This is a genomic window from Asticcacaulis sp. AC402 (genome assembly GCF_000495835.1).
Lineage (GTDB): Bacteria > Pseudomonadota > Alphaproteobacteria > Caulobacterales > Caulobacteraceae > Asticcacaulis.
Genome location: NZ_AWGC01000038.1, coordinates 33788 through 46929, shown reverse-complemented (window position 1 = coordinate 46929; position 13142 = coordinate 33788). Strand labels below are relative to the sequence as shown.

10 protein-coding genes are annotated in these 13142 nt (G+C 62.7%); 7 read left to right on the top strand and 3 right to left on the bottom strand.

The features are described 5' to 3' along the window. Positions 1 to 289: 289 nt before the first annotated feature. Positions 290 to 2215 (top strand): rhamnogalacturonan lyase, encoded by a 1926-nt coding sequence (locus ABAC402_RS37135; protein ID WP_023450993.1) that lies wholly within the window; start codon positions 290 to 292, stop codon positions 2213 to 2215. Positions 2216 to 2288: 73 nt separating this feature from the next. On the opposite strand, the gene ABAC402_RS37130 is transcribed toward ABAC402_RS37135, so the two are convergent. Beyond that, positions 2289 to 4286 carry a bifunctional diguanylate cyclase/phosphodiesterase gene (locus tag ABAC402_RS37130; protein ID WP_031236007.1) on the bottom strand — a complete coding sequence of 666 codons (1998 nt, stop codon included), beginning with the start codon at positions 4284 to 4286 and terminating at the stop codon, positions 2289 to 2291. A gap of 168 nt (positions 4287 to 4454) precedes the next feature. Here ABAC402_RS37130 and ABAC402_RS37125 point away from each other — a divergent pair, with 168 nt between their 5' ends. From ABAC402_RS37125 to ABAC402_RS37115, 3 genes are read left to right on the top strand one after another with little or no spacing between them, the layout of a single operon-like run. After that, positions 4455 to 5840: a TldD/PmbA family protein gene (locus ABAC402_RS37125; RefSeq protein WP_023450991.1), complete on the top strand. Its 1386-nt coding sequence runs from the start codon at positions 4455 to 4457 to the stop codon at positions 5838 to 5840. Beyond that, entirely contained in the window at positions 5840 to 6637 is a 798-nt protein-coding gene (locus tag ABAC402_RS37120; RefSeq protein WP_023450990.1) for a 3'(2'),5'-bisphosphate nucleotidase CysQ, read from the top strand. Before ABAC402_RS37125 ends, ABAC402_RS37120 begins: the two co-directional genes overlap by 1 nt. 16 nt (positions 6638 to 6653) lie before the next feature. Continuing rightward, the gene (locus ABAC402_RS37115; RefSeq protein ID WP_023450989.1) at positions 6654 to 6884 is read left to right on the top strand and encodes a DUF4170 domain-containing protein; all 231 of its coding nucleotides are present in this window, start codon (positions 6654 to 6656) and stop codon (positions 6882 to 6884) included. Between the two features lie 55 nt (positions 6885 to 6939). Here the strand turns inward: ABAC402_RS37115 and ABAC402_RS37110 are convergent, their stop codons facing one another. Next, on the bottom strand, positions 6940 to 7179 hold the full coding sequence (locus tag ABAC402_RS37110; RefSeq protein WP_023450988.1) for a hypothetical protein: 240 nt from the start codon (positions 7177 to 7179) through the stop codon (positions 6940 to 6942). A gap of 113 nt (positions 7180 to 7292) precedes the next feature. After that, a complete protein-coding gene (locus tag ABAC402_RS0120875) occupies positions 7293 to 8300 on the bottom strand; it encodes a LysR substrate-binding domain-containing protein (protein ID WP_162148543.1) in 1008 nt (335 codons plus the stop codon). Between the two features lie 299 nt (positions 8301 to 8599). Here ABAC402_RS0120875 and ABAC402_RS37105 point away from each other — a divergent pair, with 299 nt between their 5' ends. The 3 genes from ABAC402_RS37105 (at position 8600) to phnX (ending at position 13142) form a co-directional block, all read left to right on the top strand. Beyond that, complete coding sequence (locus tag ABAC402_RS37105) at positions 8600 to 11074, top strand: TonB-dependent receptor domain-containing protein (RefSeq protein ID WP_023450986.1); 2475 nt, start codon at positions 8600 to 8602, stop codon at positions 11072 to 11074. 114 nt (positions 11075 to 11188) lie between these two features. Continuing rightward, a complete protein-coding gene (locus ABAC402_RS37100; RefSeq protein ID WP_023450985.1) occupies positions 11189 to 12331 on the top strand; it encodes a TIGR03364 family FAD-dependent oxidoreductase in 1143 nt (380 codons plus the stop codon). Continuing rightward, positions 12315 to 13142, top strand: a complete 828-nt coding sequence (phnX, locus tag ABAC402_RS37095) for a phosphonoacetaldehyde hydrolase (RefSeq protein WP_023450984.1) — start codon at positions 12315 to 12317, stop codon at positions 13140 to 13142. Before ABAC402_RS37100 ends, phnX begins: the two co-directional genes overlap by 17 nt.

Genomic DNA, 13142 nt, shown 5'->3' with positions numbered 1-13142 from the left:
CAGCGTCTTAAGCGCCGATTTTTCAGGGTTTTTGATGTATTTCGACGAGCTTTGCTCGTCAATCAAACCTGGTAAAGCTTGGTGCCATGTTTGATGAAATGCGCTGTCCATCTGGCTTATCTGGCTTGTCTGTGGACAAGCCTTTGCGCGGGTTTGGCCAGGCGCCGTTGGATGTCCCGCCTATCGCTTTTGATCGATTTTGAAACCTTTCGCACATATTTGATTTTTATGTGACGGATTTCCCGGTGTAGGCTGTTTAAAACAGGAACACATATCGGGAGGCTGTATCATGTCCGCAAAAAACCTGTTCCGCGCATTGCTGTTGGCAACAACGGCCACGGCCCTGGCCGGCGCCGCATCAGCCGAAACCCTCCGCCAAATGGAAAAGCTCGACCGCGGCGCTATCGCGGTGAAAGGCGAAGCCGGTGTGCTCGTAAGCTGGCGCATGCTGGCCACCGACACCAAAGGCCTGAAGTTCGACATCTGGCGAGACGGCAAGAAGATCAAGAGCGTCTCCGGCGTCAGCAACTGGCTCGATCCCGACGGGGCTCCCGGCTCCAGCTACCAGATCAAGGCAGCCAACCACAAGACAGCTACTTTCAAGCCGTGGGAGAATGGCTGGCTCGACATTCCGCTCGACCTGCCGGCCGGCGGTACTACGCCCGACGGGCAGACCTATGGCTACACCGCCAACGACGCCAGCGTCGGCGACCTCGATGGCGACGGCGACTTTGAGATCATCCTGAAGTGGGAACCGACCAACGCCCAGGACAACAGCCGCGCCGGCTATACCGGTCCGGTGCTGCTGGATGCCTATACCTTGGAAGGCAAGAAGCTGTGGCGCATCGACTTAGGCCCCAACATCCGCGCCGGCGCCCACTATACCCAATTCATGGTCGCCGACTATGACGGCGACGGCAAGGCTGAGTTGATCGTCAAGACCGCCGACGGCAGCAAAGACGCCAACGGCAAGGTCATCGGCGATGCGGCTGCCGACTGGGTGTCGAAAGACGGCGAACTGGAACAGGGCGACCGTACCGGTTCGGTCCAGCGCGACGGCAAACTGATGGCCCAGTTCGTTGGACGCATTCTGTCCGGCCCGGAATTTTTGAGCGTCTTCAACGGCAAGGGCAAGGTCGTCGATACCGTGCCCTACTGGCCGACCCGCGTGCCGGAAGGCGATACCGCCACGCCGGAGCGCCAAAAGGAGATCTGGGGCGACGGCTACGGCAATCGTTCGGAACGTTACCTCGCCGGCGTCGCCTGGCTGGATGGGCACCTGCCTTCGGCTGTGATGGCGCGCGGCTATTACGGCCGTAGCACCCTGGCCGCTTACGACTATCGCAACGGCAAGCTGACCCCGCGCTGGACCTTCGATTCGACGGCGCCCGGCGTGCCGGAAGGTTTCAGCGGCCAGGGCAACCACCAACTCAGCATCGCCGATGTCGACGCCGACGGCCGCGACGAAATCATCTATGGCTCGATGGCGCTGGACGACACTGGCCAGCCGCTGTGGACGGCCAAGCTGTTCCACGGCGACGCTCTGCATGTCGGCGACCTAGATCCGGAACACCCCGGCCTGGAAAGGTTCGGTGTTCACGAATCCCCCCGCGCCAACGGCGGCATCGGTTCGGCCATGGTGGATGCGAAGACCGGCGCGGTCCTGTGGACGACTCCGACCGACAAGGATACCGGCCGCGGCATCGCCATCGACGTCGACCCGCGCTATCCGGGTTCGGAAGCCTGGGCGTCCAACGGCGGCCAGATGTACAGCGCCAAGGGCCAGGTCATTTCGGAAAGACGCCCACGCCAGCAGAATTTCGCCGTGTGGTGGGACGGCGATCTGTTGCGCGAAATCCTGGACGGCAACACCGTCTCCAAGTGGGACTGGACCGCCCAGGACACCAAGCCGCTGCTGGTCGCGACGGGGTTCACCTCAAATAACGGCACCAAGGCAACGCCCGCCCTGTCGGGCGATATCCTCGGCGACTGGCGCGAAGAGGTGGTGCTCCGCGGTGAGGACAACAAGAGCTTACGCATCTTCTCGACGGCGATTCCGACTGAGTACGGCTTGGTCACACTGATGCAGGACGCGCAGTACCGTGCTGCCATTGCCTGGCAGAACACGGCCTACAACCAGCCGCCGCACCCGGGCTTCCACCTGGGCGAAGGCATGAAGACGCCGGCCAGGGCGAAAATTACGACAGGGAACTGAACCGTCCGGCCTTGCGTACAGCGCAATCTGATAAAGTGTGTGGCACCCGCACGGGCGCTCCCGCTTAATGCCCTCAACTCGCCAGAGCGATGCGCGCCCTTTGCCCGGCGAGATACCCCGCCACTTCATCGGCCGGCATCGGTTTGCTAAAGACGTAACCCTGGACATAGCGCGTCCCGACCTCCCGCAGACTCAGAAGTTCGGCCTCGGTCTCAACACCCTCGACCACGCAATCCAGGTTCAGGTTATGGCACAGATCAACAATGGTCTTGATGATCTTCAACGTCGTACCGTGCTTGACCAGTTGCACCACGAAACAGCGGTCGATCTTGATCTTGTCGACTGGCAGACGGTGCAGGTAACCTAGGCTGGAATAGCCTGACCCAAAGTCGTCAATGGCGATCCGCGATCCGAGGCGTTTGAGTTGCTCCAGAGCTTCGCAGGCCTGGTTGAAGTCGGTGAGCATGGCGGTCTCGGTGATCTCGAATTCGATGCGGCGGGGATCGACTCCGCTTCTGGCCACGGTGTCGCGGATATTGGCGATCGCCGTCGCCGAGCGGATATCGCGCGCCGACAGGTTAAACGAGGCGCGCATGTCTTCCGGCCACTCGGCCATATGTTTCAGCGCCTTGGTCAGCAGGATCTGCGTAATCCGGGTAATCAGGCCCGACCGTTCCGCCGCCTTGATGAAGATATCCGGCCGCACGGCGCCCAGACGCGCGCTTTCCCACCGGGCGAGGGCTTCGAAGCTGACCGTGCGGTTCTCGATAATATCGACCTGGGGCTGGAAGACGATCGACAGTTCGGCGTCGAGATCGCTCCCGCGCAGGGTCTGGTCGACCACGCTGAAGTCGCGCATCTCGGCTTCGTGGCTTTCGGTGAAGATCACCGGTGCCCCACGCAGGTTCTGCTTGGCGTAATAGAGTGCGTAGTCGGCCCGTTCGAGAAGCTGCGAGGCTGACACTGACGTGTCGTCGCAGTGCACGAAGCCGACAGAGCCCGAGATGTTGGCGTTGACGCCTGACAGGTGATAGGTCTGGCGCAGGGCATCGCACAGCTGAGCTCCAAAGCCCTTCAAAGCGTCATCTGAGCGCGCTCCCGCGAGGATGATGGCGAATTCGTCACCACCCATACGCGCCGGAAAACCCGTAATGCCACAGGTCTGGCGCAAGCGCTCGCCAACCTCGATCAGCAGGTGATCACCGACGCTGTGGCCGTAGAGGTCGTTGATCGCCTTGAAGCCGTCCAGATCGATCAGGCCCAGGTCGAACGGAACCTTGCGCGCCTTCAGAACGGCAATATTGCGCTCCAACTCACGGAAGAAACTGCGACGGTTGGGCAGGCCGGTCAGGACATCGCAATCGGCCAGCATCTGGGCTTCCTCGCGCAGGCGGTCGGCAACAACGCGCGCCCGCACCGCCCGGTAGAGGGTCAGGCGCACCACGCTGCCCATGCCCAGGGCCATGGCAAGGCCACCAACCGAGGCCCAAATATAGGCGTCCATGACTTCGGGCATCTTGACCATGCCCACGGTCGTCATGGCGGCAAAGCACGCCAGGCTGGAGATGAAAAGGACGCGGAAGGACGAACCCGAAATGGCGAACATAATGAACAGAAACAGAAAATTACTCATCTGGCTCTGGTCGACGTGCACCAGTTGGAAGGCCACCGGATTGGCGATCATCAACAGATTGACAACGGCGCTGCCGATCTCGGGCAGCCGTGGATCGTCGCGGTGGCGCAGGCTGAGCCGCTGAAGGACAATCGCCGCAACGGCCGTGACCGCGGCGGTCGTTGCCAGGATGACCATATCCAGCCCGATTTCACGGAACAGACGCGAGACGCATAGATAGCTGAAAAAGAGGCCGGCGATCAGCAGGTAGCGCCGCGTAATCTGGGCCATGGCCACCGCTTCGTCACGCCGCGTTACCCCCATCTCCTCACCGGACCAGGCGTCGCGGCAGGGCGTTTCCCCCGACACGGCATACCAAAGACGCAACAGGGGCTCGCTGACATGGGCGGGTCGCGCCGCGTAACGAAAGAGGGTCTGGGGCAGCACGGGATCAGACATGGACTTTTCGTGGCCTTTGGCAAGATGTTCTGATTTCACGACATGGACGCAAAATAACATTGTCGTCTGAACATTTCGCTAAACGGACGGGCGCGCTGCTGCTGGGGTCACGCATTCGTCACACACGAGACTTGCGCCCATAGCGGGGGAAGGCCTATATCCTTTGTCATGTTGCAAACGCGAAACGACGCCGAGTCCGGCACTCTGAACCAACCGCTCGAACGCCTGCACGGTGTGATCAATGCTGCCCGCAAGGCTGGCGCCGACGCCGCCGAAGCGGTCTTCGCCGTGTCACGCGCTCTCAGCGTCGGTGTACGCAAGGGCGAGATCGAAACCGTCGAGCGCGACGAAACCGCCGACCTGGGGCTGCGAGTCTTCGTCGGCCGCAAACTGGCCGTGGTGTCGGTATCTGAGTTTTCCGAGGCCACCCTGGCCCGGACGGTCGAGCGTGGGATCGCCATGGCGAAACTGGCGCCGGACGATCCCTATGCCTCGCTGGCAGACCCCGCGCGCCTCTATCGCCCAATCAACAGGGCAATGGTCGACCTTCAGGTCTGCGACAACACAGTCCTGTCGCCGGAAAACCTGAAGCAGCGGGCCCTGGATATTGAATCGGCCGGCCTGGCCGTGTCGCCGGCACTGCAAAGCGACGCCGCCAGTGCCGGCTATGCCCAGAATCACTGGACCCTGCTGACCTCGGAGGGTTTCGAGGGCTCGCATGACACGTCGCTGTTCTTCCAGTCAGGCCGGTTCATTGCTACCGACGCCGACGGCAACATGGAACGTGACGGCGAAGGCCGCTCGACGCGCTACGCCCTCGACCTGCCCGATGTTACTGACATCGGGCGCACCGGCGCTGAACGCGCCCTGGCAGCGCTCGGGGCGCGCAAGGTCGAGACCCAGAAGGTCGCCGTCTTATTCGACCGCCGCGTCGCAAAATCGCTCATTAGCCAGTTCCTTGGCGCCATTTCAGGCTCCTCGGTCGCTCGCGGCTCCAGCTTCCTGAAAACAAAGCTTGGCCAGGCCGTCTTTGCCCCGCACGTCCAGATCACAGACAACCCGTTCCGCATGCGCGGCCTGGGCTCCTGCCTGTTCGACGACGAGGGTGTCGCCACCCGCCACCTCGACCTGGTCAAGGACGGCGTCCTGACGACCTGGCTGCTCAACACCGCTTCGGCCAGGCAACTTGGCCTGGCCTCTACCGGACACGCCTCGCGCTCGCTGGCCGGTTCGGCCGGCGTGTCGACGCACAATGTTGTGCTTGCCGCCGGTCCCGCCTCACCGCAGGACCTGATGCGCGATGCTGTAAAAGGCGTTGTGGTGACCTCAATGTTCGGCCCGTCGGTCAATTCCGACACCGGCGACTGGTCGGCCGGGGCTTCGGGCTTCTGGTTCGACAACGGCGAGATTCAGTACCCGGTCAATGAAATCACCGTCGCCGGCAACCTGATCGACATGTATGCCCGCCTGGTCCCGGCCAGCGATCTTGAGATCCGTGGCACGATCGACGCGCCCGGCATCCTGATCGACGGTCTGAGTGTAGGGGGCAAGTGATGGCCACGGCGGTGCAGGCCTCGGATCTCGACCTGATCGTCGACAAGGTGCGTCGCGCCGGCGCCCTGGCCCAGCACCTCAAGGCCCACGGCCTGATTACCAGCTATAAGGCCGATGGCTCGATCGTCACCAATGCCGATACCGAGGTCAATCTGTGGCTCAAGGAAGCGCTGGAAGAGGCGCGTCCCGACTATGGCTGGCAGAGCGAGGAATCGCCCGACGACACCCGGCGTCTGGGGACGAAACGAACCTTTGTGCTGGATCCGATCGACGGCACCATGGGCCTCAGCAAGGGCAGCCCGTTCTGGACGATTGCCCTGGCCGTGGTCGAGGACGGCAAGCCGGTCGCTGCCGTTGTCTACGCGCCCGATGCGGGTGAGATGTTCAGCGCCGCTGTTGGCCGTGGCGCCCGACTCAATGATGCGCCGATCCATGTCACCGACCGCACGGCGCTGGACGATGCCGAGGTTCTGGGCGACTCACGCCTGTTCGGCAAGGACATCTGGCCGATCCCGTGGCCGCGCCTCAGCGTCCACTCGCGCCCGTCGGTCGCCTACCGCATGGCCTGCGTTGCCTGCGGCCGCGCCGACTTTACCATTGCCCTGACCCCCAAACGCGACTGGGACGTGGCGGCGGCGACCCTGATTGCCCAGGAGGCCGGCGCAACCGTGACCGACCATTTGGGAAATCCTTACGAATTCAATGCTATCGACAGCCTGAAACCCAGCCTGATCTGTTCCGGCCCGGCCCTGTTTCCGGAAATCATCCGGCGCTGCGCCCATCTCAGCGCCCTGTAACCTTTAAGAGACGACTATGGCGACCAAACAACTTCTTCATCTGGTGATCGGCGGCGAGCTGACCGACCTGACCGGCACCACCTTCAAGGATCTGACCAGGATCGAATTCGTCGGCGCCTACGCCAGCAACGCCGAGGCGGTCAAGGCCTGGCGTACCAAGGCCCAGGCCACGGTCGACAACGCCTTGATGCGCTACTTTGTGATTCACGCGCACAAGCTGATCGATCCGGACGCCAAGAGCGAATAGCAGAAAAGGCCGGGATCGCTTCCGGCCTTTCTCCTTCCGTCTTCGCGCGACGTTATCAGTTGACGGCCTTCTCGACATTGCGCTCGACATTTTCAGCCGGCGACTGGTCACCCAGCTTGTCGGCGGCAGTGTCGACGCCCTGCGGCAGCGCCTGAACCGCGTCACCCACACGCTCGGAACCCGAGCGGTTATCCTGCATGAGATAGACGGCGCCAATGGCCAATATGGCGATGATAACGATGGCGAGCACGATGGTCAGGGTGTTATTGCCGGAAGATTGGCTGGAAGTTGCCATGGAGAGGTCTCCTTTTTGGATATCAGGAGATTAAGGCAAAGCCTGCAAGGGCGTGATCGGGGATGGGGCGCGCAAACATAAGCTATGTGTCAGGGACGGCCGCCGTTCTTCCCTCAGCGAGGGTCGTCCGTAAAGACGCGCCTTGCTTCAAACGAGATTGCCGGTTCGATGGAATGAGCCGTCGCCACCACACCGGCAAGGGACGATGCCGTAACATTCCCCTGACCGTCCGGCCCTATCTCCGTGGCCTTCCAGGCGCGAACCAGATCAGCAGCCCGACGCATCAGGGCCTGGGTCCGTTTTTCGGACGGAAAGAGCAGATAGATGGCGACAGCCGGTATCGGCAGAGCGCTGCGGATCGGGCGGTAGACAATGCGCGTATCCGGCGGACATTCCAGCGAGAAGAAGAAGCTCACGCCCATGCCCAGCGCAATCCCCTCGCGAATGGTTTCGCGCGTGTTCATCTCCTGCTGGTCAGCCGGAATGACACCTTGATCCAGCAGCATGCGTTCAAGAGCCTGTCGCGTGCGTGACGAGCTTTCGCGCAGCAGCAAGGTTTCACCTGCCAGATCGCCGATATCGAAATACTCCGCCGACGCCAACGGATGATCGCGCGGCAGGGCTGCCATCAGGCTATCCTCCATGACCGGCACATAGTGGAATTGGGCATGAACAGGTGGGTTCATTACGATCGCCATGTCCGTCTGGCCCAGTCTCAGATTTTCAAAGGTATCGCGGGCGTTTTCGATGCGCAGGGTCAGGTTGAGGCGATGATAAACCTGCTTCAGGTCGTGGGCCAGGCGCGCCGCCAACGGCGGCGTATCCGAGCCGATACGCAGATAGATCTGGTCTGAGTCCACATCTTCGCCCAACGCTTGGTCGATCTCGTCCAGACCGGCGAAGACCCGCTGAACCTGCATCAACAGCGCTTCGCCGCGCGAGGTCAGCTTGAGCGGCGGCGTGCGCCCGGTGAACAGCGTCACCTTGTGCCGGCTCTCGAACGCTTTCAGCTGCTTGGATAGTGTCGATTGCGACACATTCATCCGGCGTGCGGCCTGATTGATGCTCCCGTCCAGGGCGATGGCATAAAAGGTTCGCAGGTGAAGAATATTGACGCGCAAACCCAAACCTCCCGAAAAGCCGCTTTAGATACGTCTTGTCCGCTTCGAACGCGAATACTTGAACGATCAAGGAATTTTTCATGACGAAAGCGAAAATATTCCATGAATTTTCTGTGAATTATTTGCGAATTCTTGCGAAGTGCGACTCATCTGCGGCTCATCTGCGACTCTGGCGGCACAGTTGCCCTATGCCTCGCGGCCATGGCCCCTATGCCCAGAATGAAATTGTGGCAAGTCTCGTCGTGACCGATACAGCCGCCACCGGCCGAAGCTGCGGCCATTTCTGAAGGGGATAAGTCATGAAATTCTTGATGTCGGGCGTCGCCCTCGCGGCCATGGCCTTTGCGGTCGGTGCACACGCCCAGGACACGGTTCAAAATGCGGACGCCGCCAGCGAAGAAACCACCGTCGTCGTCACCGGCCGCCCGCTGGCGCGCAGCAACACGGTCGTCAAGCGTCAGACCATCGAAAAGATGTCAGGCGCCCAGAACATCGTCGATGCCATCAAGCTGGCGCCGGGCGTGTCGATCCGCGGCGCCGACGCCACCAATTCTGACCCGTGGAGCTACGGCATCAACATCCGCGGCTTCGACGTCAACCTGCGTTCGTCCAAGATCGGCCAGACCATTGACGACATGCCGGGCTACAACGCCTCCTACTATCTGGGCGGCGCCCCGGCGCAGAAGTATCTGATGAACGAAAACGTCTCATCAATCGTCATCAACCAGGGTTCGGCTGGCGTGTCCTCCGCCTCGTCGTCGGCGCTGGGCGGCACCTTGTCCTACTATACGCGTGAACCCGCTGCGGAAGCCGGCGGCCAGGTCGCCGTGACGCTCGGCGACAACAACCTGAAGCGCTACGCCGCCGTCTACGATTTCGGCACCTTCTTCGGCAATACGCGCGCCTATGCCGGCCTGGTCAGCCTCAAGGCCTGCCGCTGGGCCTATGGTTGCTCGGACGGCAGCCGCATCGACCAAACCCATGGCGAGATCAAGTTTGTCACCGAGTTCAGCGAAACGCTCAGCCTGACCGGCTTTGTCTCCTATGACGACGCCATCGACGATCCGATCGTCGAAGCCTCGCGCAGCCTGCTCGATAACACCACAGCACCTGACGGGTCAGTGCCTTCGCTGCTGCCCGCCCGTCCCCACAACGGCAACGATCCTAATCAGAACTGGGCCGCCGGCTGGGGCGCCCAGCGCGAGAACACCTTCGGCTACCTCAAGCTGACCTGGCGTCCGACCGCCGATATGACGGTCGAGTTCGCCCCGTACAGCCACCATCAGGAGGGCATGGGCTACTTCGTGCCGCCATATCAGCAAATCGCCGTCGACAACACGGACACCAGCCGTCGTCAACGCACCCAGGCCGGTGGCCTGGCGGCCAATTCGTCGCGCTACCGCGCCTACTATGGTGTCGCTCTGGGCGGCCGCCAGCGCGCCGTTATCCCCGGTCTCGACTATTACGACACCGACGGTACCCTGGTCGCCTCCGGCCAGTGCTATGCCTCCGGCACCGCCTATGTCAGCAACGGCGTCGCTTCCTTTGCCGGCCTGAACAACGCTGCCTGCGTGCCGCTGCAAACCTTCCGTACCAGCCTTTACGGCCACGATCGCACCGGCTTCACCTCCAGGGTCGCCTTCGATCTCGGCAACCATGAGATCGAGGCTGGCCTGTGGTACGAGCATCTCGACCGTGACTTCGGCCGCGCCTGGCGCCAGATCATCGACGTCACCACCGGTTCTGCCGCCTACTATGTCGATCCACAACTGGTCGACTTCCAGCAACATTTCCAGACCAACGAACAGAAGCTGTACATCCAGGACAAGATGACGTTCGGCGATCTGGTCGTCACGGCCGGTGTCCAGGCTTTCTCCACCGAAATCGAGGCGGAAAAGGAAACCTGGGACGCCCAGGGCAAGCCGGCGGCGCCGCTGAAGACCAGCTATGACGAAACGTCCGACCTGCTCTTCACCCTGGGTGCCGTCTACAACGTCAGCCCGCGCGCCCAGGTCTTCGGCACCTTCGCCCAGAACTACGGCGCGGTCGGCGACTGGGCACTGGAAAAGACAGGAACCGACACGACCAAGCTCAAGGCTTCGGTGGCGACCAATTATGAACTGGGCCTGCGCTATCGCGGCCAGCGCCTCGCCGCAGGCGTGACGACCTATTTCGTCAGCTATGAAAATGCCATCACCTTCCGGACGGCCGACTTCTTCACCCCGCCCCCGGGTGAAACCGGCATCAACTACACCGCCGGCACTACAGGTTCCTACATCAATACCGGCAAGGGTATCGAATCCAAGGGCGTCGAGGCCAACCTGGCCTTCCGCGCCACCGACTCGCTCAACGTCACGGCGGGCCTGACCCTGAACGACTCGACCTATCTCGAGACCTTCATCGGCGGAACAGCCAATGCCGGCGCCGACAAGACGATCAACGCCGGCAACGAAGTGCCGATGGCCGCCAAGACCATCTTCAACCTGGCGCTGGACTACCGCAAGGGCCCGCTGACCGCCAGCCTGAGCGCCAACTACCAGGACAAGATGGCAGGTGACGCGCTTAACACCGAAGCCCTCTACCTGCCGGCGCGCACCGTGGTCGACCTGTCGGCCGCCTACGTCATCCCGAACGCCGAGAACATCAAGATCCAGTTCAACGTCAATAACCTGTTCGACGAAGCCTATATCGGCGGCTCGCTGGACGAGTTCTCGCAGCGGTACATGCGCGGCGCGCCACGCACCACCTCGGTCACCCTGCGCGCCACTTTCTAGAGCAAAGCGCATTGACATGGTGATAAGAAGCCATCCGGCCACCCCGCCGGATGGCTTCTCTCCTCTTTTTGACATCACGCTAAAAACTGCCCAAACCCCACCCAAAAAGCGACAATGACGGCTCACCTTCTGAACTCCACCCATTATGACCTCGCCATTGTCGGCGGCGGCGTCCTCGGCCTGGCGCACGCCTGGCTGGCCCGGCGCAGCGGCCTGCGTGTCGTGCTGGTCGAGCGCCACCCCCAGGCCCTGGGCGCTTCGGTCCGCAATTTCGGCCTGATCACGGTCAGCGGCCAGCAGCGCGGCGCCTACCACGCCTTGTCCCTGCGCTCACGCGACCTGTGGCGCGACCTGCTGACCCGACTGAACCTGGTCGTCCAGCACGACGGCCTTTTCGTCGCCGTCCGCCGGCCCGAAGCCATCGACGTGCTCGAAGCCTTCCTGGCGACGGAAATGGGAACCGGCTGCCGGTTGCTGCGGCCGCAAGACACCAGCCTGGCCTTCGCGCCCGAAGTCTCCGGCGTCCTGTACTCACCGCACGAACTCCGCATCGATTCGCGCCAGATCATTCCGGCCTTGACCACCGCCCTCCAAAACCAGGGAGTCGACATTATCCCGGGTTGCCAGGCGCTTGCCGCCGGCGACGGCGAACTGGTAACAACCCTTGGCCGGCTGCGCGCCCGCCAGATCGTAGTGTGCCAGGGCGACGCGCTCAGCGGCCTGTTCAGCGAGCGCCTGGCCCAGTATCAGGTTACGCGTTGCAAGCTTCAGATGCTGCGGCTGGCAGCGCCGGGCTTCACCCTCCCCTCAGCGGTCATGTCCGATCTCGGCCTGGTCCGTTATCTTGGCTATGCCGAACTGCCGCAGGCCGAAGCGTTGCGCCGCCGCCTGATGGCGGAACAACCGGCGCACCTGGCCGAAGGCGTCCATCTGATCGTCGTACAGAACGGTGACGGCAGCCTGACCGTGGGCGACAGTCACGTCTATGGCGACGCCCCGACCCCCTTTGGCCGCGATGAGGTTGACGCACTTATCCTGGACGAGTTCCGGCACGTGCTGGGCGCGCCGCCGCCGGTCGTCGAACGCTGGATCGGCACCTATGCGTCATCCGACCGCCAACTCTATGTTGTCGACCAGCCCGCCGACGATATCCGCAGTGTCGTCGTCACCAGCGGCACCGGCGCGACCACCTCACTGGCCATTGCTGAACAAACCCTCACAAGCCTGGGAGTGGACCTCCATGACATCGCCGCTTAAAGCCTTTATCTTCGACTGGGCCGGCACCATGGTCGACTTTGGCAGCCGCGCGCCGGTCTGCGCCCTCCAGGGCGCGTTCAGCGACGACGGCCTGACCCTGAGCGAAGCCGAAGCCCGGGCAGATATGGGCATGGCCAAGCGCGCCCACATCGCCGCCATCCTCAGCCGCGAACCGATGCGCACCACCTTTGTCTCGGTCCATGGCCACGCGCCTCAGGACGACGATATCGACCGCCTGTTCCACCTGGTCGAACCCAGGATGGTGGCGGAGGCCGCGCGCTTCACCCAACTGATCCCCGGTGCCACCGATCTCGTTGACATCTTGCGCGGGCGGGGCGTTCGCATCGCCTCCGGCACCGGCTACAGCCGGTCGATGATGAGCGCTATCCTGGCGGCGGCGGCGGAACAGGGGTACGCCCCCGAGGTGGTCGTCTGCGCCGGCGAAACCCTGTACGGGCGCCCATCGCCACTGATGACGTGGAAAGCCCTGGTGGATCTCGGCATCTGGCCGGCGCGCGCCTGCGTCAAGGTCGACGACGCCGAGGTCGGCATGGCCGAAGGCCGCGAAGCCGGCGTCTGGACCGTTGGTGTCGCCGCGAGTGGCAATGGTGTTGGCCTGAGCCTCGAGGACTTTATGGCCCTGGCCGACCCCGCCGAACGGGTCAGGCCGGCGGCGGAGGCGCTGGCGACGGCCGGCGCCGACTATGTCGTCAACAGCGTGGCCGATATTGCTGGCCTGCTGCCCGAACTTGAGGCGCGCATCGCCGCCGGCGAAAGTCCCGGCGGCAGCCCCTGCCGCATCCGAATCTGA